The sequence below is a fragment of the Enterococcus haemoperoxidus ATCC BAA-382 genome (assembly GCF_000407165.1).
Lineage (GTDB): Bacteria > Bacillota > Bacilli > Lactobacillales > Enterococcaceae > Enterococcus_L > Enterococcus_L haemoperoxidus.
This window is the reverse complement of sequence record NZ_KE136479.1, coordinates 1,185,051-1,207,119: the sequence shown is the minus strand read 5'-3', so window position 1 is coordinate 1,207,119 and position 22,069 is coordinate 1,185,051. Positions and strand designations below refer to the sequence as shown.

The 22,069-nt window shown below is 34.4% G+C and carries 20 protein-coding genes and 1 other annotated feature; of the genes, 9 read left to right on the top strand and 11 right to left on the bottom strand.

Annotated elements, in window-relative coordinates:
• Positions 1 to 11 precede the first annotated feature (11 nt).
• Positions 12 to 2,069, bottom strand: coding sequence for an oxidoreductase (locus tag I583_RS05625; protein ID WP_010761482.1), 2,058 nt, complete (start codon positions 2,067 to 2,069; stop codon positions 12 to 14).
• 450 nt (positions 2,070 to 2,519) lie between these two features.
• Between I583_RS05625 and I583_RS05620 the strand changes: the two genes are divergently transcribed.
• Positions 2,520 to 3,416, top strand: a complete 897-nt coding sequence (locus I583_RS05620; protein ID WP_010761483.1) for a LysR family transcriptional regulator — start codon at positions 2,520 to 2,522, stop codon at positions 3,414 to 3,416.
• Between the two features lie 48 nt (positions 3,417 to 3,464).
• Here the strand turns inward: I583_RS05620 and I583_RS05615 are convergent, their stop codons facing one another.
• On the bottom strand, positions 3,465 to 4,943 hold the full coding sequence (locus I583_RS05615) for a glucosyltransferase domain-containing protein (protein WP_010761484.1): 1,479 nt from the start codon (positions 4,941 to 4,943) through the stop codon (positions 3,465 to 3,467).
• 77 nt (positions 4,944 to 5,020) lie between these two features.
• The gene (locus I583_RS05610; RefSeq protein WP_010761485.1) at positions 5,021 to 6,193 is read right to left on the bottom strand and encodes a class I SAM-dependent rRNA methyltransferase; all 1,173 of its coding nucleotides are present in this window, start codon (positions 6,191 to 6,193) and stop codon (positions 5,021 to 5,023) included.
• A gap of 314 nt (positions 6,194 to 6,507) precedes the next feature.
• Here I583_RS05610 and I583_RS05605 point away from each other — a divergent pair, with 314 nt between their 5' ends.
• The 3 genes from I583_RS05605 (at position 6,508) to I583_RS05595 (ending at position 9,981) form a co-directional block, all read left to right on the top strand.
• Complete coding sequence (locus I583_RS05605) at positions 6,508 to 8,607, top strand: LTA synthase family protein (RefSeq protein WP_143139975.1); 2,100 nt, start codon at positions 6,508 to 6,510, stop codon at positions 8,605 to 8,607.
• A 107-nt stretch (positions 8,608 to 8,714) separates the two neighbouring features.
• On the top strand, positions 8,715 to 9,425 hold the full coding sequence (locus tag I583_RS05600) for a hypothetical protein (protein ID WP_010761487.1): 711 nt from the start codon (positions 8,715 to 8,717) through the stop codon (positions 9,423 to 9,425).
• Positions 9,426 to 9,429: 4 nt separating this feature from the next.
• Positions 9,430 to 9,981 carry a hypothetical protein gene (locus I583_RS05595; protein ID WP_010761488.1) on the top strand — a complete coding sequence of 184 codons (552 nt, stop codon included), beginning with the start codon at positions 9,430 to 9,432 and terminating at the stop codon, positions 9,979 to 9,981.
• A gap of 37 nt (positions 9,982 to 10,018) precedes the next feature.
• On the opposite strand, the gene I583_RS05590 is transcribed toward I583_RS05595, so the two are convergent.
• On the bottom strand, positions 10,019 to 11,488 hold the full coding sequence (locus I583_RS05590) for a sensor histidine kinase (RefSeq protein WP_010761489.1): 1,470 nt from the start codon (positions 11,486 to 11,488) through the stop codon (positions 10,019 to 10,021).
• Positions 11,489 to 12,208 carry a response regulator transcription factor gene (locus tag I583_RS05585; protein WP_010761490.1) on the bottom strand — a complete coding sequence of 240 codons (720 nt, stop codon included), beginning with the start codon at positions 12,206 to 12,208 and terminating at the stop codon, positions 11,489 to 11,491.
• Between the two features lie 150 nt (positions 12,209 to 12,358).
• Between I583_RS05585 and I583_RS05580 the strand changes: the two genes are divergently transcribed.
• Entirely contained in the window at positions 12,359 to 13,132 is a 774-nt protein-coding gene (locus tag I583_RS05580) for a Cof-type HAD-IIB family hydrolase (RefSeq protein ID WP_010761491.1), read from the top strand.
• A 25-nt stretch (positions 13,133 to 13,157) separates the two neighbouring features.
• Here I583_RS05580 and I583_RS05575 read toward each other — a convergent pair whose 3' ends face one another.
• Entirely contained in the window at positions 13,158 to 13,346 is a 189-nt protein-coding gene (locus I583_RS05575) for a hypothetical protein (RefSeq protein ID WP_010761492.1), read from the bottom strand.
• 238 nt (positions 13,347 to 13,584) lie between these two features.
• On the opposite strand from I583_RS05575, the gene I583_RS05570 reads away from it, so the two are divergent.
• Positions 13,585 to 14,343 (top strand): threonine/serine exporter family protein, encoded by a 759-nt coding sequence (locus tag I583_RS05570; RefSeq protein WP_010761493.1) that lies wholly within the window; start codon positions 13,585 to 13,587, stop codon positions 14,341 to 14,343.
• A gap of 12 nt (positions 14,344 to 14,355) precedes the next feature.
• Positions 14,356 to 14,814 carry a threonine/serine exporter family protein gene (locus I583_RS05565; RefSeq protein WP_010761494.1) on the top strand — a complete coding sequence of 153 codons (459 nt, stop codon included), beginning with the start codon at positions 14,356 to 14,358 and terminating at the stop codon, positions 14,812 to 14,814.
• A 50-nt stretch (positions 14,815 to 14,864) separates the two neighbouring features.
• On the opposite strand, the gene I583_RS05560 is transcribed toward I583_RS05565, so the two are convergent.
• The 5 genes from I583_RS05560 to I583_RS05540 all read right to left on the bottom strand — a co-directional run bounded on the left by I583_RS05560 (position 14,865) and on the right by I583_RS05540 (position 19,273).
• Positions 14,865 to 15,650, bottom strand: coding sequence for an ABC transporter ATP-binding protein (locus tag I583_RS05560; protein WP_010761495.1), 786 nt, complete (start codon positions 15,648 to 15,650; stop codon positions 14,865 to 14,867).
• Entirely contained in the window at positions 15,647 to 16,534 is an 888-nt protein-coding gene (locus I583_RS05555; protein ID WP_010761496.1) for an ABC transporter permease, read from the bottom strand. The genes I583_RS05560 and I583_RS05555 overlap by 4 nt, the downstream gene beginning before the upstream one ends.
• Positions 16,535 to 16,558: 24 nt before the next feature.
• On the bottom strand, positions 16,559 to 17,548 hold the full coding sequence (trpX, locus tag I583_RS05550) for a tryptophan ABC transporter substrate-binding protein (RefSeq protein WP_010761497.1): 990 nt from the start codon (positions 17,546 to 17,548) through the stop codon (positions 16,559 to 16,561).
• A gap of 356 nt (positions 17,549 to 17,904) precedes the next feature.
• Complete coding sequence (locus tag I583_RS05545; RefSeq protein ID WP_010761498.1) at positions 17,905 to 18,492, bottom strand: GNAT family N-acetyltransferase; 588 nt, start codon at positions 18,490 to 18,492, stop codon at positions 17,905 to 17,907.
• A gap of 142 nt (positions 18,493 to 18,634) precedes the next feature.
• Positions 18,635 to 19,273, bottom strand: coding sequence for a hypothetical protein (locus I583_RS05540; RefSeq protein ID WP_010761500.1), 639 nt, complete (start codon positions 19,271 to 19,273; stop codon positions 18,635 to 18,637).
• 214 nt (positions 19,274 to 19,487) lie between these two features.
• Positions 19,488 to 19,734 (top strand) — a binding site (T-box leader).
• Positions 19,735 to 19,803: 69 nt separating this feature from the next.
• On the opposite strand from I583_RS05540, the gene I583_RS05535 reads away from it, so the two are divergent.
• Both I583_RS05535 and I583_RS05530 read left to right on the top strand, forming a co-directional pair.
• On the top strand, positions 19,804 to 20,922 hold the full coding sequence (locus I583_RS05535; RefSeq protein WP_010761501.1) for a 5-methyltetrahydropteroyltriglutamate--homocysteine S-methyltransferase: 1,119 nt from the start codon (positions 19,804 to 19,806) through the stop codon (positions 20,920 to 20,922).
• Between the two features lie 20 nt (positions 20,923 to 20,942).
• Positions 20,943 to 22,064 carry a 5-methyltetrahydropteroyltriglutamate--homocysteine S-methyltransferase gene (locus I583_RS05530; protein WP_010761502.1) on the top strand — a complete coding sequence of 374 codons (1,122 nt, stop codon included), beginning with the start codon at positions 20,943 to 20,945 and terminating at the stop codon, positions 22,062 to 22,064.
• The last annotated feature ends 5 nt before the right edge of the window (positions 22,065 to 22,069 follow it).

The window sequence follows — 22,069 nt, the reverse complement described above, 5'->3', positions numbered from 1 at the left end:
ATTCCCTCACTTTATATAGTTTGTGTTGCTTGTAGACTTTTTGTTTGTTCAAACAACGCTTTTTGTGTTCGTGTGTTTTCTAGCACTTCAATTGTTTTTAGAATGTCGCGGGCTTCTCTTGTCCCTTCCATGATCCGTCTAGCTACTTTGCTATCACCCATATTTAAAAGAACTGCACCGTTACTTCTAGCATACTGGTCTAATTCGCGAATCATTGGTGCTTCTGCACGCATCCCTAAACATACAAAACCTAAGTCAAATGGTAATTCGATCATTTCTCCATCTTTTTCAACTAAGAAACTACTTTCTCTAACTTCTGTTAATTTCGTTTCTACATGAACTTCCACACCAAATTTTCCAACGATTTCCATCATCGCAAGCTTTGTGATCAAATCTAGATCTTTCCCTATTTCACCTTGCATTTCCACGATACTGACTTTTTTAGCACCACGTTCGGCATAATACTCCACAACGTCTAAACCAACAGCACCTCCACCGATCACAACAACTTCTTTTCCTTCAAATTCTTGGAATTTTGACATATCCTCTAAGATATCAAAAATAGAAAAGATTTTTCTGTTTGGATTATCTAGTTGTTCATTTAATCCATTGATTGGTGGTAATAACGGTTTTGCACCTGTTGCATTAACAATGATATCTGGTCCTATAGCTTCGATATCAGCTAATGTTGCTGCATGATTTAGATGAATCGCTAAGTTATCCAATTCTTTGCAACGATTGATTTCGTAAGTAATAAAATCATCAATTCTTTTTTTGTCAGGGAAACGAGCAATTTCATGCCCTAATCCACCTAGATACTCTTTTTGTTCAAAAAGTTCAACGCTAACACCAACTTCTGCTGCTGTGGCTGCTGCTTCAAGTCCAGTCGTTCCTCCACCAATCACAACCATTTTAGTTGGATGCAAAATAGGTTTCATTTTATACTCATCTTCATAATGCAGGTCTGGATTGACAGTACAACGCATTGGACGTGCTTTGGCGATCCGATGATCCGCACAACCAATATTGCAAGAGATACATTTTCTAAGTAGGTCTTCTTGTCCATTTGCAACTTTGTTGACCCAGTTAGGCTCGGCAATCAAACCACGCCCCATTGCTAATAAATCTGCGTCTCCAGCTTCTAGAATTTCTGTTGCTCGTTTAGGGCCACGGATATTTCCTGATGTAACTGTTATTTTATCAGGAAAACGTTCTTTGACCGCTTTTGACATATATGCACGCCAACCGTCAGCTAAATTCATTTTATCGATTTGATATTGTAAGCTATCATTCAATGCTGCAGACACATTTAAAATATCTACTTCGTCCGCAAAATAGCTTAAAATCTCAATGGTATCTTCTAATGTATTACCGCCTTCTAATAGTTCATCGGCACTGAACCGTAACGAAATCGGGAAAAATGGTCCTACAGCTTTTCTGACAGCTTCAACGACTAATTTTGTAAAACGTGCACGATTTTCAGGACTTCCGCCAAATTTATCCGTTCGTTTATTATACAAAGGAGATAAGAATTGACTTAAGAGATAAGAATGCCCTGCGTGAATTTCTACACAATCAAATCCAGCACGTTGTGCTCTTAAAGCACCATCTGCATAACGATCTACAATACCATATATTTCTTCTTTGGTCAGTGGTCGTGGTATCGGATTGCCTTTTTTAGAAGGAATGTTCGATGCCGAAACGGGTTGCTCTCCATCTAAACGTAATCCGTATGCAGAGGCTCCCGCATGATTGATTTGAACTGACGTACAGGCACCATATGCATGCATTTTTTCGTTAAAATGCCATAATCCTGAAATGTATTGATCGTTGTCCATCCTTAATTGACGGGCGCCATTGGTCCCCATAGGATAATCAATACACACATTTTCCAAAGTAATTAAACCAGTTCCACCTTTAGCCCGTTGTTCGTAATACGAAACATGTTGCATACTGAACGTTCCGTCCATATTAGCGAAGTTTGTTCCCATTGGTGGCATAACAACTCGATTTTTTAAAGTCATTCGTTTTACAGTTAAAGGTTCAAAGATTGCTTGATAATTATTCATGATAACCTCCTAATTTAAATGCTGAAAGAGCTCGTTCAGTCTCGACAGGAAAATAGGAAAAATAACTGAGACGCTTTTTGTCTCATTTATTTTTTATCTTTTTACCGAGAGACTAGCTCTTGAAGTTAGATAACATTAAAAGCGGTGTGGGCTCATTCGATTCTGACATAAAAATAGGAAATTATGATTGAGGCGCTTTTTGTCTTAACCCTAATTGTCTATTAAAAACAAGCTCACTTAATTAATGCTTTTCAATTGTTACTCTTTTCACAATTTCTATGAATTTATTTTAATTCATCTAACCAATAAATTCCAATGAATGTTTTTTATATTTTCGATAAATATAATTTATGTATATAACGTGAATCTTTTTTTCTTTAGCTGGTGCATATTTTCATAATTATTGTTAAACTATGCATAAGAAGCCATTACTGATAAGGAGTATTCCATATGAATTTGAGACAATTAGAATTTTTTAGAATGTTGGCGGATACCCAACATATGACCCATGCGGCCAAGTTATTGAATACGACCCAGCCGAATTTAAGTCACTCTATGTCAGAATTAGAAAAGGAACTTGATGCGCAATTATTTGAAAAAAAAGGCAGGAATATTCAGCTAACAAAATATGGGAAATTTTTTTATACGTATGTTTCAACGGCTTTAGAAGAGTTAGCTAAAGGGGAACGTGCGTTAAAAGAATTGGTCAGCCCAGAAAAAGGATTGATTGATTTTGGCTTTATTTATACCGCTGGTTCTTTTTTAGCTCCGATGCTAATGAAGGAATTTTCGACCTATCCTGGTAATGAACAGATTCGTTTTAATTTATTTCAAGGTAATTCCTCCGATATGACAGATTTACTATTAAAGGAAGAGGTAGATATTGCCATTACTTCTAAGCTAAAAGAGGATGAACAACTTAACTACGAGATTTTAACGGAACAAGAAATTGTTTTGGTCGTTCCCTTAAATCACCCTTTAGCTTCATATGATAGTATTTCTCTGAAGCAAACGAATGAGTATCCTTTTGTCTATTTTAATGAAAGAAGTGGCTTGCGTCCCTATCTTGATAAAATGTTAACTTCCGCTTCAATCACACCAACAATTGTTTGTGAAGTTGAGGAAGATCATACGATGTTAGGATTTGTAGCTCATGATTATGGAATTGCATTAATGCCGAAAATCCCCTCGATTGCTGCTTATAATGTCAAAACACTGACTCTTGAAGATAATTTTTTTCCTCGCTATATATACCTAGCAACCAAAAAAGACCATTTTCTTTCACCAGCTGCTTTGCGCTTTAAAGAATTTATTGTGCCCTTTGCACAAAACATATTTTATCAATAGAAAAAAACAGGTAAAATTCATCTATCAATGAGTTTCACCTGTATTTTTCTATTTCATTACTATATATAATTCTTTATCTTTTTCATAGATATCATAGTAGTAGTCTGTCGATTTTAGCTCACTTTGCTCTTTATCGAAACTAGCGAAATCAAAAGGTTGGATCACAATCCCCATTCCAGTATAAGTTTTGAATAAGACTTGATTTGGGAAAAAAATGGCAGAGTTTGGCGGTACCATTTCTTGTAGAATAGGATAATTTTGCATTGTATTATTGAAAACAGGTGAATCCTTAAAAAGCATTGTCGCATGGACTTCTTTAGTATCAGTAGTCACAAAGTTTTTTAAAGTCATTGCCAACATTACACTTTGTCGTTCAAAGGCTTCTTTTTGGTAGAACAAAGATGATGCGTAAACGAATGGAAATGAAAGTAGGTAAAAGCAAAATAGACTGACTATTCCTCTAACAGTAATGTTTATTACTAGCGGAGATAATTTGTTTTCCAATAGTAAAATGAACGTTATTGAGGTGAAAATACCGAATCCATAAGCATATCTAGGCGCAGCAAGAGCCAATTTTTCCGGAAAAATCAAAAAAACACCGTAGCTTAGGATAGAACCTAAAATCAAATATAGAACTATGAATAAAAAGCTTTTAAAAGGATGAATCTTAGCATTTACAACACTAAAAACAATAAACAATAAGATCAAACAAATAAAAAGAACGATCCAGACTTTAATGCTTTGTTCAAAAATTCTGTTTAAATACATCTGGCTATTTACAAACAGTGTTTTAGGAATATCTTTTAATCTAGCAATAACAACATTGCTACCGCGGTTTGCCAATTCTGGGTTAAATTTAGTTTCTACAAAATACAGCCCCATTGCTGTAATATACGAGGTTGCTGCTAATAGAACTTTCTTTAATGCTACCAGCATCTTCCCGCCAGCTAAAAGAGTTTTCAATGATAGTGCCAAGACCATTAAAATATAAATTCCAGAAGAAGCTTGATACGTATTGCACATCATAAAAATACTTACTATAGATATGATAAGAAAACTGCTCTGTTTCCTTTCCCACCAAAGAAAAGGGATTACCGAAAATAGAATGCTCATTGCCATGTATGGACTGTCGAATCTAAAACTGATACTTTGTAAAAACCAAGGATTCAACCCAATTAGTGTAGAAACAACTAACGGCAAGAAACGTACTGATTTATTATTAAGTATATAAACCACAATAATACTTGATGCAGCTAAGATAAGACCAGTTAGAATATGAGTAAAAAGGCCCATATCTGTTAAATGACGACTTCCTTGTAAAAACCATGAAGAAATCTCACTACCCCATCTAGAATAAGTACTTCCAAAATCAGTATTTCCAACCGTTTGACGAACGGTGTCATCCATATAGGGGAAATTGACCAGTCCTATCGCTAAAATTGCTATTTGATAGATTATAACTGTCATAAAGATATGTGTTTTATTTTTCTTAGCCCAATCGCTAAGTGAGTGCAATTTATCTTGCATATCATTAAGGCCCTCTTTCATTTTTTTGCTTTAAACTAAGTGTGTGCGACCATTTTTAAGTTATACATCGTTTTTTATTATTTTAGTATCTCAATGAAAAAGACTTTCAAATAATTGCCTTCCTCAAAGTGCTTATTTGTTTTGAAATCGCTAGGTAATTGATAGGTTTCTTTGAATTGATAACGAACTTGTTTTTCTTCCAACGCTTCAATAATCATTTTTTTATATTTTTCTAGCGAAATATTTGCAGCATTTGTTGAGGCGATCAACAAGCCTTCTTTTTCTAGGATATCAACAGAATCCTTCACTAAATCCCCATAGTTTTTAGCAACTGAAAAAACCTTTTTCTTATTTCGAGCGAAACTTGGAGGATCCAAAACGATTACATCATAACGAAGTTGCTTACGAGCAGCGTATTTAAAATAGTCAAAAACATCCATTACGATGATCTTTTGGTCTTCTGCAGCTAGATGGTTCACTTCAAACTGTTCTTTCGTCTTTGGTAAACTGCGTTTGGCTAAATCTACACTGGTTGTTACGCTTGAGCCACCCATCGCACTAGCAACCGAAAATGCACCAGTATAACTGAACATATTTAAGACTGTTTTTCCAGCCGCACCGCCTTCAATCAATCGACCACGCACTTCTTTTTGATCAAGGAAAATTCCTGTCATCAAGCCATCATTTAAATATGTAGCATAGAGTACACCATTTTCATAAACCAAAAGAGGTTCCGGTGCATCATTGCCAAATAATTTCTGTGATTCTGGTAATGATTTGCTTGCAAAACGAATCTTTTCATAGGCACCTACAATTTCCGGAAAGCTCTTTTTAAACGCTTGGACGATTTCTTCCTTTTTTTGATATAAGGTTTTGTTGTACCATGAAAATACAGCAAAATTATCGTAGCGATCAATAATAAGCCCACCAAGTCCGTCCCCTTCTCCGTTAAATATGCGGTAAGCAGAAGTCGATTCATCTTGTTCATAAACCATTCGGTGGCTTTTAGCTTTTAAAAATAAGTTTTCTAAAAAAGGAGCGTCTACGCTGCCTTGCCAGTTGACTAACCAGCCGATCCCTTTATTTTGTTCACCAAGGTAGCCTGTCGCAATAAACTGACCTTTACTATCGACAAATTTCACCCATTCATTTGAAAATGTCTTAGGTATATCATGTAAATCTTCTTTTTGGATAAGAGGATATCTTCCTTTAAACTTCTTTTCTGATTTTTTTGTTACCATTATATTCATTCTTGTCATCCTTTGTTTGTTCAATTTAAATTTTTATATAAGAATAGCTCAGGCGCTTGTGTGCCCATTCATTCGCTAGTATATCAAAAAATACCGCTTGTGTCGTTAGCTAGAATTAATTTAAGACGAGTTGATATCTTAAGAAAAGTAAAACTTTGTTAACTTTATCAGCACAAATCTTGATTTAAATTGACATAGAATTACAGACAGAGTAGAATTGTAACAGTATATAGAAAGTTTCTGATATTTTCCTGTTACTTTCTCTTAGATCTGATTTTGGAAAGGATACGTTTACTTTGAATATTATAAAAAAAATGCATATGCCTAAATTTTTAAATACCAGGTTGGGACTTTTTGGGCTTGTTGCTGTATTGATCTGGTTGAAAAATATTTTTGCTTATACAGTTGATTTTCACTTAAGAATTGAGAATGCCTTTGAGTATTTTATTCTTTTCATTAATCCAATAGCTTCCACTTTCTTCTTATTGGCTATTGCATTATATGTGAGAAGAAAGAAAGCTTCTTATATTACTATGATGGTGATTTATTTTTTAATGTCTTTACTGTTGTTCTCAAATGTGGTGTATTACAGAGAATTTACTGATTTCATTACAGTCAATACTATGCTTGGTGCGGGGAAAGTTGCTAGTGGTCTTGGTGAAAGTGCTCTACGTTTATTTAGACCTTACGATGTACTTTATTGGCTTGACTTTATTATCGTTGGTATTTTGCTACTTACTAAAAAAATCAAAATGGATGAACGTCCAGTTAGAGCTCGTGTCGCTGTCTCAATCAGCATGTTGTCCGCTTTGTTCTTTGTAGCAAACTTAACATTAGCTGAAACAGCCCGTCCTCAATTATTAGGTCGTCAATTTTCTCGTGACTACATTGTTAAGTTTTTAGGTTTAAATGCTTTTACAGTATATGATGGCGTAACAACTTATCAAACCAACCAAGTTCGAGCGGAAGCTAGTGAGAACGATATGGATGCTGTTTCTGATTACGTTAAGGGTCATTATGCCGCTCCAAATCCGGATACATTTGGTATGACTAAAGGCAAAAATGTTATCTATATCCATTTAGAGAGTTTCCAACAATTTTTGATTGATTATAAATTAAAAGATGAAAAAGGTGTCGAACACGTCGTTACTCCTTTTATTAATAGTTTATATCACAGTAACAGTACCTATAGTTTTGACAATTTCTTCCATCAAGTGGGACAAGGAAAAACGAGTGATGCTGAAACGATGTTTGAAAATTCATTATTTGGTCTTAGTCAAGGCTCATTGTTCACACAAGTTGGTGGTAAAAATACATTTGAAGCAGCTCCTGCTATTTTAGGTCAAGAGGCAGGATACACAAGTGCTGTTTTCCATGGAAATGCCGGTAACTTCTGGAATCGAAATGAAACTTACAAACATTTAGGCTATAACTACTTCTTTGATGCTAATTACTATGATGTTAATGAAGATAATTCATTCCAATATGGCTTGCATGATAAACCATTTTTCCAACAGTCTGCACAATATTTGGAACGATTACAACAACCATTTTACTCTAAATTTATTGCTGTTTCTAATCACTATCCATATTCTCAATTTACAAATGATGAGGCTGGTTTCCCAATTGCTCAAACATCTGATGAAACCATTAATGGTTATTTCGCTACAGCAAACTATCTAGATAAATCAGTTGAAGAGTTTTTCAACTATTTAAAAGCTTCTGGCTTGTATGATAACTCAGTGATTGTCCTTTATGGTGATCATTACGGTATTTCTACTTCTAGAAATGATAACTTAGCTGAATTAGTTGGTAAAACTAAATCAACTTGGAATGACTTTGACAATTCAACGATGCAGCGTGTTCCTTATATGATTCATGTTCCAGGGCAAACAAATGGCGGAATCAATCACACTTATGGTGGCCAAATCGATGCGTTACCTACCCTGTTACATTTAATGGGTATTGATACTAAAAATTATATTCAAATGGGACAAGACCTGTTCTCTAAAGAAAATTCTCAACTCGTTGCGTTTAGAAATGGGAACTACGTTTCACCAAAATATACTATGTTAGGCTCAAGCATTTACGAAACAGCAACTGGTCGTTTACTAGAAGAACCTACTGAACAAGAAAAACAAGAAGCTAAAGCACTGAAAGACAAAGCAAACTTACAACTTCAAATGTCTGATCAAACAACCAATGGTGACTTGTTACGCTTTTACACAAATAGCGGATTGACTCCAGTGAATCCGGATAACTATAATTACAAAGACCAATTGAAACAATTAGAAAAAATCGAAGATGAAAAAGGAAACGATTCAACGAGTGTTTATAGTAAAAATAACAACACGTCAACGGTTGATAAATATCATACTGAATCCTTCCAAGATTATCTGAAATCTGGAAAATAACACAGAATAATCACGAAAGCTTGAGTAATTTACTCAAGCTTTTTTATATCTTATTCATAATTTATTCATATTCTTCTTTTATACTTAGTTTAGTGAGGTGATCCTATTTGAAAAACTTACGTTACGCTTTTGCTAGCGTTTCTTACCATAAAAAAATTTCATTTGTCATTGGTGCTTGTTCCACTTTTTTTCTATTTATCTTAACAGGTATTTTAAACCTGAGAGATATAGAGAGATCTTTTTATACTCAAGTAAGTAGTATAATCAACAACACTGACTATCATACAAACTATCAAAAAATTATGCAGATGTATTCTTCTATATATTTATTTATCTTGTTTATTTGGATGATTCTAATTACAGGATTGTTGTTTATCTCCTTGAAATTAAAAAAACAAGACATGATGAAATGGCGCATTATGGGGTTTTCAAATCGCTTCGTTATCAAACAATCTATTTTAGAAAGTATTATTCCAATGATCATAGGTATCATTACTACTGCAGTATTTCTTATAGTTTTTCAGCATACATATGAGTATATTTTATTACATGCTAGACCTTTGCTTGCTGATAAAATGGGCATTAAGCGAGTGCCTTTTTTCTCTTCCAAAGTAATTGTAGAGAGCACACCAAATCAAATTATCAATACAGCTGGAGACACATATTTTTTATCTATGAGAATAAGCGGGTTATCTGTTAATACTATTTTTAAAGCTTTTACAAAAAATTGTCTTCTATTGCTAGCTATAGCAACTGGAATCACCTTATCTGCAACTTATTTTCTTTCAAAAACATCGAAAAAAGTATTTAGGACGTGAGTGAATGAATTTTCCTTTAGCAAAAAATTGGACCGAAGAAAGTTTTAATGAATTGTTCCAACAACAACATATGACCGTTGTTTTAGAAGACCAAAGCAGTATTCAGGCTGATTTTTACTTCTTGATCGATAAAACATTTGATATGAAAAAATCCATGGCTGTTGGCTTTATTTTAGCTGAAAATATCTTCTTATCCTACCTTTCTATTAAAGACAACTTATTTGTGGGGTCCTCTGTTAAAGAAAAGGATAAAAAGAAGTTACTCAATGATTTATTCGATTATGTTGGGCTTACCACGAGTATCTTAAACAAGTCTGAAGAGCAATTAACTTCTTTTGAACAAGTTAAACTCCAATTAGTTCAATTGTTACTCATAGAAAAAGATATCATCATTATTGATGATATCTTTCAAGAACTTTCCATTGCTCAAAGGCAAGAATTACTGCCTTTACTTCAAAAAATAGCAAAAGAAAAGCAAAAAGCTATTCTAGTTTTGACAAAAGATATTCAAATTGCTGAAAGCCCATATATGGATAAAATCATTAAAACAGCTTAAAAAACCAGTTAAACAATTTCTGTTTAACTGGTTTTTTTTATACTTCATCTTCTATTTCTACATCAGGAAATGAAATACTAAAACTAGTCCCTTTTCCTTCTTGACTTTCTACACTGATTTTACCTTTATGCAGACGAACTAGTTGCTGAACGATGGATAGACCTAAACCAGATTCACCATATTTTGTATTTTTTCTTGAAGGATCAACTTTATAATAACGATCCCAAATATTTTGCACTTGTTCTTCTGTCATGCCGATTCCTGTATCAGAAATTGTGATAATCGTCTCCAAGTATCCTTTTTGTAATTGGATTCGAATCTCACCATCCTGAGTAAACTGGATCGCATTTTGAATAATATTCACCATTATTTGAACAAAACGGTCATAATCAGCATACACATCAATACCTTCATCCGCTTCTAATATGAGCTTGTCATTCGCTGATTCAGCTTTCCCTTCTAGCTGGGTAAGAATATTTTTCAGCGTTTCGGTAGCATCGAATTTTTTCACTACGATACTAATTTGATTTGTTCTGATTTTTTCATAATCTAAGTTTTCATTCACTAACCGGATTAAGCGTGACGTCTCATTTTGCATTAATTTAATAGCATTCTCTCTTTGTCCTTCTGGAATCGCATTATATTGCAAGCCTTCCAATAACCCATTAATCGTGGTCAACGGTGTTCTCATCTCATGAGAAGCATCCGCCATAAATTGACGTCGTCGATCTTCCTGGCGATCGATTTCTTCTCTAGATTCTTTCAATGACTCCGCCATTTTATTGAAATCTTCAGCTAGATCATCAAATTCATCCTTATCATGCGTAACCAGTTTAACATCAAAATTGCCACTCGTAATTTCCTTTGTGGCCTTTCTCATACGATTGATTCTTTTAACTTGGAAACTAGCAAAGAAATAACTCAAAATCAGTCCAACGATACTAGAGATGATAAATCCTTTGAACAAATTAGCTGTTATAGCATTAACACTATTGGAAACATTCTTCGCTGGTTGCGTAATGACTAGCGCACCTATGATGATATTTTCATTTTGGGCATTCGTTGTACCGACTGACATCATCACATAAGATGACATACGTTTATCCCCATAAATATCTTTATCAATTGTTGCGTATAATTCTTGCTGTCCTTCCATCAATGCATCCCAATTATCTTTAATAACAGAATTGTCTAATTTTTTTTCCGGAGTTAAAGGATATTGAACTTGCATATTTCTATCATAAAAAACAAATTGAACATCTTGATTGCTCAAGAAACCTTCAAACAAACTAAACGACGTATTCCAAATATCTTGATCCGTCATTCCAGGAAGTCTGTTGATCGAATCTTTTGTTTTCCAAGCTGATATGGCATACCCTCTAAGTTGCTCATAGTTATTATCCTGAAGTGTTTTTTTGGTCAGTTGAGTGAATGATGTCCCAACGATCAAAATAATTAAAATAATCACACCCCAAAAAGCCAGTAATTGTTGATATAAATACTTCATTTAGACTACTCCAGAATCGTCAAATTTATACCCTACGCCCCAAACAGTTTGAATCACTTGTGGTCCAACTTTTTCAATTTTTTGACGCAATTTTTTTATATGAGCATCTACAGTCCGTTCATCACCAAAATATTGATAATCCCAAACCATTTCTAATAATTGTTCACGCGAAAATACCTGCCTTGGTTTCTTTGCCAATGTATAAAGCAAATCAAATTCTTTTGGCGTTAAACCGTCGATTAATTTATTATCAAGATATGCTTCTCTTGTTTTTGTATTCATCTTAAAGTGATCGGTCTCTACATCAAATTGATCATCGGAACGATCCGTCCCTTCTGGTGCATGTTCGCCAATTTCTGAACGTCGATGCAGTGCTTTTATCCGTGCAATCAAGGTTAATGGACTAAATGGTTTTGTCACATAATCATCCGCACCCATTTCCAACCCAATTACTTGATCACTTTCTGAGTCTCTAGCAGTTAGCATAATAATCGGAACAGTATTAGATACTTTGCGAACTTCTCTACAAACTGCCATTCCGTCCATTGTTGGTAGGTTCAAATCCAAAGTGATCATATCCCATTTTTCAGGATTTTCTAAAAACGCATCCAACCCCTTTTTTCCATCATATTTAAAAGTAGCCTCCCAGCCCTCGTTTAAGAAAAACATTTGCATCATCTCTGAAACTGACTCATTATCTTCTATCATTAATACATTCATTATTTAATCGCCTCTTCCCTTCAAGTTTAACGTCATTTATATTATACTCTAAAAACCACCTAGCTCCAATAACTTCTACCTTTCTTCAAAAAAGCTTTGTCTTTTGTTCAATTTTTGATAAGATTAATAATGAAAGGACGTTGAAAATTCATGAAAAATGTACAAGCAGTTGCTTTTTTTGATTTAGATGGAACATTATTGAATGACAAGTCACAGATTACACCAGAGATAACAAAAGCGATCAGTGCTTTAAAAACCAACAATATTTTACCAATGATCGCAACTGGTAGAACTGTTGTGGAAATTGAACCAATTATGAGAGACAGTGGGATTGATTCAGCAATCGTTATGAACGGCCAATTTATTCAAGTAGAAGGAAAAAAAGTTTATTCGAATGAATTTACTTATGAAGAATGCATGAAAATGTATGAACATGTCAAAAGTCTAGGACATGAAATCTCATATTATAACGATCAACAAATTTGGTGTTCTGGTCACAGCGAGATTTTAGCTAATGCATATGCTTTTATCCATTCGGATGTCCCTGTAATCGATCGATCCAGTTTAAAAAATAAAACAGTGAATATGATGCTAGTTTTATCTGAAGATGGTGATGAACATTATTTAAAACATTTTCCAGAAATGACCTTTTATCGCAATGGCCCTTACTCTATTGATACTGTCAGAAAAGGTGTTTCTAAAGGAAGTGGTGTAAACAATCTGTTTAAAACATTGGCGTTACCCAAAGTTCCAACCTTTGCTTTTGGCGATGGAATCAATGATCTCGCTTTGTTTGAAGCGTGTGACAATAAAATCGCTATGGGGAATGCGCGGACTGAATTAAAAGAGCGTTCTAGTTATATTACTAAGAAAAATACAGAAGGCGGAATTGTTCATGCCTTAAAACATTTCGATTTGATCTAAAAACTGTATAAAAAAATCCCTCTTCTTATTTAGAAGATGGGATTTCTTTTTTATGTCTTTTTTGATGAACACAGATAACGGTTCCTGTCACTTGAATCAGTAAGAGAAAAAGCAAAATCGCGCTTAATCCTAAATGTCCTTGATCTAAAGTTCTTTTTAACAATACAAGTAAAATCAGACTGCTTACTGAATAAAGTGACCATTGCTTATCCATAATATCTAGACCCCTTTGGTTTGTTATCTATAAGGATAGGACTTTTGTTTAGAAAATGCAAGGATCTTTTGGGTATCTGTGAAGTTTCCTACCTTTTTTTAGTGTTTCTTTATAATTCTAAGGAAACTCTAAACATAATAGTTCATTTATTTCTTGCAAAACACACTATCCATTTCAAACGACTCTAAAAAATGATACACTGATTTTACGGCTAATTTACTGTGAGGAGTTTTTTTACATGGACGAACAACAATCAAATATACAACTTATTTTAGATACTTGTTTAATGGCGGGTAAAATCATGACTGAAAGTGGTTCTGAAGTTTATCGTGTTGAAGATACGATGAATCGAATTGCAGAAAACGCTGGTCAAAAAGAAAGTGTTAGTTATGTTACTGCGACAGGGCTTTTTATGGGCTTTCGTTCAAGTAATTACACCCAATTAGAAAATGTAACTGAACGAAGTATCAATTTAGAAAAAGTAGCAATCGTAAATAACCTTTCGAGGAAATTTGCGGACAAAGAGATTACATTAGAAGAGCTCAATCAAAAACTTACAAATATTAACCATGAAGCGCCAACTTATTCTGTTTCGTTGCAAATCTTTGCCGCCGGAATTGTCAGCTGTACATTAATGTATATTTTCGGAGGAATTTGGCAAGATTTTTTGGCCACATTTTTCGTTGGCATGGTTGGTTTTAGCGTTGCTTATTTCACCAAGGAATGGTTAAATATCAAATTTTTAGATGATTTTTTGTCAGCTTTCACAATTGGTCTGCTAGCCTATTTAGCAGTGAGATTCCACTTAGCTGGAAATATTGATAATATTATTATCGGAGCTGTCATGCCACTGGTTCCAGGTGTTGCTATCACAAATTCATTCCGAGATATTTTGGCAGGACATCTATTAAGCGGGACAGCACGTGCAACAGAGGCGATATTTGTTGCTGGATCGATTGGAATTGGGATCGCAATTGTATTTAAATTATTTATGTAAGGAGAAATGAATGTGGAAGTTGTTATTCATTGTTTATTTAGCTATCTAAGTACGGTTACATTTGGGATTGTTACTAATGTCCCTAGAAAAGTTTTAAATGCTTGTGGTATCACTGGTACTGTCGGCTGGATGATTTATTGGTCTACTAAAAACATGGAAGCTGGAGAAATTTTCGCTAATTTTCTTGGAGCAATCGGTATTGGTCTATTAAGTATTTATTTTTCGCGCAAAAAAAAGATGCCGATGACGATTTTTAATATCCCTAGTCTTGTTCCTTTAGTTCCAGGTGGTCCAGCTTATCAAGCTGTTAGAAATATTGTTTTAGGTGATTATATTGGCGGTGCCCATTCTATCATTAAAGTGATTATGACAGCAGGTGCAATCGCTGCTGGTTTTATGGTAACAGGGATTGTTGAACGACTTTTAAAAAATCTATTGGATAAAAACAATTCAGTAACCAAACAGACTTAAATAAAAAGATCATTCAAGCAACCTTCAAACTGCCTGAACGATCTTTTTATTTAGTCAATCGAAATTTCTTCTGTCTCTTCTTCAAAGAATAAGAGTAAATCTTTTAAGGTCAATTTTTCTTTTTCTTCTTTATTTAAGTCTTTAATGATTTGGCCTTTTTGTAAAACAATCAGTCTGTTACCGTACTTTAAGGCATCTTCCATACGGTGGGTAATCATTAAACAAGTTAACGCCCCTTCTTTGATTCTTTGATCTGTAAGTTGCATCAATTGCTTAGATGTTTTAGGGTCTAACGCTGCCGTATGTTCATCTAAAAGTAGTAAGTCAGGTTTAGTCAAGGTTGCCATCAATAAGCTCAGGGCTTGTCTTTGCCCCCCTGAAAGGTTTCCTGTTGGTGTATCTAGGTGATTTTCTAGTCCATTTCCTACTTCACTACATTTTTTAGTAAATAAAGCTCTCTCTTCATTTAGTTTACGCAAACGCAACCCGCGTCTTTTACCTCGATACATGGCTAATAATAAATTCTCAGCTACAGTCATTCTTGGTGCTGTCCCCATCTTAGGGTCTTGGAAAACACGGGATAAATATTTCGCTCGTTTTTCTTCAGAATAAGTTGTAATATTTTGTCCGTTAATGAATAAATCACCTTCACTTAAGGACACGGTTCCAGCGATACTGTTAAACAACGTACTTTTGCCTGCACCGTTACCACCTAATACCGTAACAAACTCGCCTTGAGAAATTTTCAAATTCACATTATTTAAAATCAATTTTGTTTCATTCAATCCATTATCAATACGTTTTACCGCACTTTTAAGTTCTAAGACTGTGCTCATTTGTCACCCTCCTTTTTTGGTATAAAGTGTAAATTCAATGCTTTTTTTAGTTGTGGAATCATCAGACAAGCTGCTAAGATCACGGCTGAAAAGATTTTTAAGTATGTTGTGTCAAGTCCAAGTTTAATAACAAGTAGAATGAGTAGTTGGTAAATGATACTTCCAACAACGATTGCCACTAAACGCTCTGCAAACGTCAATTCTCCAAACAAAACTTCTCCAATAATGATCGATGCTAGACCGATAACGATCACACCAGTTCCCTTATTAACATCCGCATATCCATCATTTTGAGCGATTAATGCACCAGATAAAGCAATCACGCCATTTGATAAGGTTAAACCTAATATTTTCATAGAATCTGTCTTAATCCCGATCGAACGCGCCATATGCTCATTATCTCCCGTTGCAATATATGCTTGTCCTAAATTCGTATTGAAGAAAAATAGTAATAAACTAATAATAATCGTTAGAAAAATCACCCCTAAAAAGACAATATCATAGTAGTTAGGTAAATTTAATTGTAAAAAGAAATCTTGGATTTTTGGTTTATTCAATAATGATAAATTTGGTGTCTGCATCACGTAAAGAATAACTGAATTCAAACCTGACATGACTAAAATCCCTGCTAATATTACTGGTATTTTGCCTTTTGTAAATAGTAATCCTGTCACAAGACCTGCACACATACCGGCCAAAACGCCTAATAAAGTTGCTAAAATCGGATGAACACCTGAAGTGATTGCGGTAACGCAAACTGCTCCTCCAAGTGGAAATGAACCTTCTGTCGTCATATCCGGAAAATTTAAAATACGATATGTCATGAAAATACCTAGTCCTAATATTGCCCATAACATTCCTTGTCCAATTGCTGAAACTATCATTTGATCCTCTTCCTCTCCTTAAGTTTACTCTATAACTTTTGCTTTTAATGCGATATTTTCAGGTATTGAAACGCCTAATTTATCTGCTTGTTTTTGATTAATGATGATCTCTCCTGTTTTAAAGGTATAAATCGGTGTAGTGGCTGGCTTTGCTTTTCCAGACAAAACATCTGCTGCCATCTTACCTGTCTGAACACCCAATTCAAATTGATTGATGCCTACTGTAGCTAACCCACCTTGTTCTACCATTGTATCAACGGAGGGAATAATAGGTGTTTTGGTTTTGTTTGCTTCACTTACCACTGTTTGCATTGCATTAGCAATTGTATTATCTGTAGGGATATAAATGAAATCCACTTCGCTCGTCATTACTTGAACTGTCTGTGCGATTTCATTACTAGAAGGAACTGCGAATGTTTTTACAGTCAGACCTTTTCCCTCGGCAATTTTTTTTGCTTCTTCGACTTGATATTTAGAATTTTCTTCAGACGATGCGTATAAGATTCCGACTTTTTTACTTTTCGGCAAGATTTCTGTTACTAAATCAAACTGAGCACTTACAGGCGATTTATCACTTACTCCTGTGATATTAGCGCCCGGTTTTTGATTGTTTTTTACAAGCCCTGCACTAACAGGATCAGTAATTGCACCAAGAATAATTGGCACTTCTGACGTCGTATTTGCAAGTGCCTGAGCTGCTGGTGTAGCAATCCCAATCAAAACATCCGATTTTTTTTCTTGAACCAATTGTTGACTCATCGTAGCTAACTTACTTTGATCTGCTTGACCATTTTGAAACGCAATTGTCATATTTTTACCATTTTCATAGCCTTCTTCCTTCAATCCAGCCTGAATCCCTTTGTAAATTTGATCTAAAGCAGGGTGACTAACAAACTGTAATACTCCAACTGTCGGTAATTTCTCTTTAGCCGTTTCTTTCTTTTCTATAAAAAATGATCCTATTAAAAAAATAACAATGATTGCTACAACTGCTGATAAACGATTTTTTCTCATATTTATTCCTCTCCTTCTTATCAAATAGCCCATTTTAAACAAAAAAACAACGACAAATCCTAAAAAGGAGCGGTCGTTGTTTTATAAACAAAAACCACATAGATTACACATCTATGCGGTCGAAAATTCATCTTGAATAAGCCGACATAGATACAAAATTTAGAATTTGTCTTCTAAAGTTGTATCTATGAGATTATCATACATACAACTATCTACGCCAGTTTTGCCATGAATTATTCAATTCTTTGATTGGGTTGGATAGTCGATTCATATAATCACTCCTATAGTTTTCTATTAAAATCAGTTTACACTAAATAGAAATTGTTCGTCAAGTCTAAAAATGTCATAAAGAGAGATTATTTTGAATTTTCTTTTCCTTTTTGAGATCTTTTTAATTGTCTGCGATAACTCCAACTATCTTTATTCTCTTTAAAAGGATAAAAATTCAAACTTGTAAACATCTTTTGTGACGCTTTATTCCAATTGAATATTTCACTAACTGTAATGAACTCCCTTCCTATTTTGTTTGATTTGTAGATAAAATATTTTGTAACAATTCGTCCGATATGGCGATTACGAAATGCTTGATCGATTACGATAGCATAATCGTCTTCTGCCAACCAGACATCGCCTATTATTTGCTTATGAAAGCCATTGTAATATTCAATGTAATAAAGTAGACCATGCTCATTTTGCCACTTATACATTTCTTGGATCTGCTCTTTTGTATAGATAATCTTGACTCCAACGATATTACGCATACTTTCTGGATCCTGATACCACTTTAATGACTCTTCACGCATTTTGTCAAAAGGGACCAAACGAATATTTTGATTGATTCGGACTTTTTTTGGCGTATTACGATTGAAAGAGGACTCACTTTTATGTCGAGTCCTCTTTCTTACTAAATCTGTCGCCAAAGTCCGCCATTTAGCGCTTGTCACGTCGTTCACTTCTTACATAGACATGCTGTAATCTAGATTTCATCATAAAAAGTCCCAATAAACTGAATAGAATAAATTCTTTCATATCAAGCCCTTCTTTCTAAAAATTGATTTATTGCGCTAGAGAATCAGCTCCTACTGATTATTCTACCGTTTGTTCTGAATCAACAGTCACTTGTGATTCAGTTGTTGTTTGAGTTGTTTCTGTTGAAGCTGGCATCGATGATGCTGGCGGCTGAATACTTTGTCCAATACTCGATAATGGTAACTGATTTAAAGCAGGAATCAGCATTTTTTTCGTATCAAAACGTTCATCGATAGAAATTCTATTCTTCTCTTTACCATTTTCAAAGAAGATAATCGTTACTTCATTTTTCTTGATATTATATTTATTTTCAATAATCTGTGCATCATAAACAATTGGGTAGATATAAATACTATGATTAAAATCTTTCATTTGTTTAGAATCTTTTAATACATCAATGACATTCCCGTATGCTTTACCACTTGGAACTGAAAACAAAACAGTTCTTGCAGTTTTTTCACTGATTTCTTTATCTGCAATTTTGGCATCTAAATAATTTGCTTTTTTCGTTAGCTTTTCTTGGTTTACTAAAGATTTAATTTCAGAAGCACGAATATTGGCTTGGACCTTTGGTACTATTATAAATAAACTTATAATAAATAGGATGGTCACAACTAATATAATTGCAGTAAGCTTTTTCTGTCTATTTAAAGAAGCCACAAAATCATCTTTAATATCAATAAAATTTTTCTTCATTTGTTCTCTCCTCTACTACTTATAATTCTATTATACTAGTAGTTGATTCCTTTGCCTAGTATAACAAATAACGCTCACTTCCATTTTTAATAAAAAATAGAATATTGTTAATACACCTATTTATAAATATTAAAAAATAACAATAATTAATTTTATTTGCACCAGTTGACAAAATTCAACCTCTAGCCTATACTTTTGTTAATGGCGAAAATATTAAAATACGATGAAAAGAAGAGTACTATTTTTATAAAATTGATGAGAGAGTCTCAGCTGCTGAAAAGAGATAATTTTAGAAAATAGGAAGATGGTCTTTGAGTAGATATTGATCAACACTTGTATAGTCAATATTGGGAACGCCCATTACAGCGTAACGGTATAGATCGACATGATCCGTACCTATAGAGGGAAATCTCGTGAGGGATTTTCAATTAAAGGTGGTAACACGATCAATCGTCCTTTACTTTTGCAAAAAAAGTATTGGGCTTTTTTTGTATTCTTTTAACACATCTGATTTAAAAGGAGGAATAATTATGCCGAACAACAACCAACTTGTCCCTTTCCGATATGATATTGTAGGCAGCTTTCTACGGCCTGAATCATTGAAAAATGCACGTGATGCATTTGCAAATAGCAAAATAACAAAAGAGCAATTGATCCAAATCGAAGATCAAACAATTATTGATTTAATTGAAAAACAAAAAAAAATCGGTCTTCACGCTATTACAGATGGTGAATTTCGTCGACGTTGGTGGCATTTAGATTTTATTGCAAGTTTAAACGGTATCACTGTCTATGATTTTCAAACAACTGCCTTTGGTATTGCTACACAAGCTCAAGGAACTTATGTTAGTGGACCTTTATCTTTTCCAAAAGACCATCCATTTCTTGAGCATTTTCGATTTACTCAAAAACATGCTGCACCTGTCTTGGCAAAACAGACGATTCCTGGACCAAATATGATTTTTTTAGATTCACTGATTCTCTCAAAGCAATACAATGAAAATCCAATTTACAACTCTTTGGAGGCATTCAAAAAAGATCTTATTACAACTTATCAAGAAGCGATTCAAGCATTTTACGATGCTGGCTGTCGCTATTTACAACTTGATGATACAAGTTGGGGTGGATTATTCGACGATCGCTTCCGTGACATGATTACAGTTAATGGCTTAGATGCTGACCAATTACTATGTGATTTCCAAGAAGTCACAGAAAAATCCTTAGCAAATAAGCCCGCTGACCTTGCAGTTACTTTCCATTTTTGCAAAGGGAATTTCCAGTCTCATTGGCTATATAATGGTTCTTATGAAACCATTGCTAAAAATCTATTTTCCATTGAAGCATTTGATGGTTTCTTCTTAGAATATGATGATGAACGCTCTGGTGGATTTGAACCGCTTAAAGATTTGAGGGATCAACGAATCGTGTTAGGATTAGTCACCACCAAAAAGGGACAACTAGAAGATACTGCTGATATTATCAAACGCATTGAAGAAGCGAGTCAAATTGTTCCTTTAGATCAGATTTGTTTATCTCCACAATGCGGATTTGCCTCTACACATGAAGGCAATCATTTAACTGAAGAAGATCAGTGGAAAAAAATAGAACTAGTAAAAACGATTGCTGAAGCAATTTGGCAAGACGCTTAAAATAAAAAGGAGGCAACAATATGACAACCATTAAAGAGATTCCATTTCGTTACGATCAAGTGGGAAGTTTTTTACGACCTGCAGCATTAAAAACAGCAAGAGAAAATTTTTTAAATCAAAGAATTTCTGCTGAAGAATTAAAAATAATAGAAGATCAAGCAATCATCGAGCTGATCAATCAGCAAGTTGCAAATGGTTTAAAAGCAGTAACTGATGGTGAATTTCGTCGCAGTTGGTGGCATTTGGATTTTCTTTGGGGCTTAAATGGTGTTGAGCAAACCACGCCTGAACACGGCTATCAATTTAATGCTGTGGAAACAAGAGCTGCTTCTTATCAAATTTCAGATAAGGTCACTTTCAATCCGAATCATCCATTTTTTGAAGCTTTTACATTTTTAAATGAGCATACACCAGAAGGAATCTTCGCTAAAGCAACAATCCCTTCCCCAACATTGCTATTTAACCGTAAAAGTGATACTTTTACCTATGCAAGTTACACAGATGAGAACGTCTTTATCGACGATTTAGCTAAAGCCTATCATCAAACAATTTTAAAATTTTATGATTTAGGTTGTCGTTATCTTCAACTAGATGATACATCTTGGGGAATGTATACTGGTTTCATTGAAAATGCTAAAAACGATGAAGAAATCAAACACTGGCAACAACAATGTGAGGCTGGGGTTACTGTAGTAAATCAATTGCTTAAAGGTTTACCTGAAGATTTAACCATCACAATGCATGTTTGCCGCGGTAATTATAAATCCGACTGGGCGATTGCAGGTCCTTACGATCATGTTGCTACTTATTTAGCAGAGTTGAACATCGATGGCTATTTCTTAGAATATGACGATGATCGTTCTGGCGGATTTGAGCCATTAGCACAAATCTATGAAAATGGACCTGCTAAAAAAGTTGTTCTGGGATTAGTTACTTCTAAGTTCCCTGAATTAGAGTCAAGAGAACGTTTAACGAAACGAATTACAGAAGCCTCAACCTATATTCCTTTGGAAAACTTGTGTCTTTCACCTCAATGTGGCTTTGCTTCTACAGAAGAAGGAAATCATTTGACAGAAGAGGAACAATGGGCAAAAGTTAGATTGGTTGTCGAAACTGCAAAACAAGTTTGGCAAGATGCTTAAAAAAA

What these genes read in the sequence shown, in the direction of transcription:
- I583_RS05625 (WP_010761482.1), bottom strand. Translation starts at nt 2,069, where the DNA reads ATGAATAATTATCAAGCAATCTTTGAACCTTTAACTGTAAAACGAATG.
- I583_RS05620 (WP_010761483.1), top strand. Translation starts at nt 2,520, where the DNA reads ATGAATTTGAGACAATTAGAATTTTTTAGAATGTTGGCGGATACCCAA.
- I583_RS05615 (WP_010761484.1), bottom strand. Translation starts at nt 4,943, where the DNA reads ATGCAAGATAAATTGCACTCACTTAGCGATTGGGCTAAGAAAAATAAA.
- I583_RS05610 (WP_010761485.1), bottom strand. Translation starts at nt 6,193, where the DNA reads ATGAATATAATGGTAACAAAAAAATCAGAAAAGAAGTTTAAAGGAAGA.
- I583_RS05605 (WP_143139975.1), top strand. Translation starts at nt 6,508, where the DNA reads ATGCATATGCCTAAATTTTTAAATACCAGGTTGGGACTTTTTGGGCTT.
- I583_RS05595 (WP_010761488.1), top strand. Translation starts at nt 9,430, where the DNA reads ATGAATTTTCCTTTAGCAAAAAATTGGACCGAAGAAAGTTTTAATGAA.
- I583_RS05590 (WP_010761489.1), bottom strand. Translation starts at nt 11,488, where the DNA reads ATGAAGTATTTATATCAACAATTACTGGCTTTTTGGGGTGTGATTATT.
- I583_RS05585 (WP_010761490.1), bottom strand. Translation starts at nt 12,208, where the DNA reads ATGAATGTATTAATGATAGAAGATAATGAGTCAGTTTCAGAGATGATG.
- I583_RS05580 (WP_010761491.1), top strand. Translation starts at nt 12,359, where the DNA reads ATGAAAAATGTACAAGCAGTTGCTTTTTTTGATTTAGATGGAACATTA.
- I583_RS05575 (WP_010761492.1), bottom strand. Translation starts at nt 13,346, where the DNA reads ATGGATAAGCAATGGTCACTTTATTCAGTAAGCAGTCTGATTTTACTT.
- I583_RS05570 (WP_010761493.1), top strand. Translation starts at nt 13,585, where the DNA reads ATGGACGAACAACAATCAAATATACAACTTATTTTAGATACTTGTTTA.
- I583_RS05560 (WP_010761495.1), bottom strand. Translation starts at nt 15,650, where the DNA reads ATGAGCACAGTCTTAGAACTTAAAAGTGCGGTAAAACGTATTGATAAT.
- I583_RS05555 (WP_010761496.1), bottom strand. Translation starts at nt 16,534, where the DNA reads ATGATAGTTTCAGCAATTGGACAAGGAATGTTATGGGCAATATTAGGA.
- trpX (WP_010761497.1), bottom strand. Translation starts at nt 17,548, where the DNA reads ATGAGAAAAAATCGTTTATCAGCAGTTGTAGCAATCATTGTTATTTTT.
- I583_RS05540 (WP_010761500.1), bottom strand. Translation starts at nt 19,273, where the DNA reads ATGAAGAAAAATTTTATTGATATTAAAGATGATTTTGTGGCTTCTTTA.
- I583_RS05535 (WP_010761501.1), top strand. Translation starts at nt 19,804, where the DNA reads ATGCCGAACAACAACCAACTTGTCCCTTTCCGATATGATATTGTAGGC.
- I583_RS05530 (WP_010761502.1), top strand. Translation starts at nt 20,943, where the DNA reads ATGACAACCATTAAAGAGATTCCATTTCGTTACGATCAAGTGGGAAGT.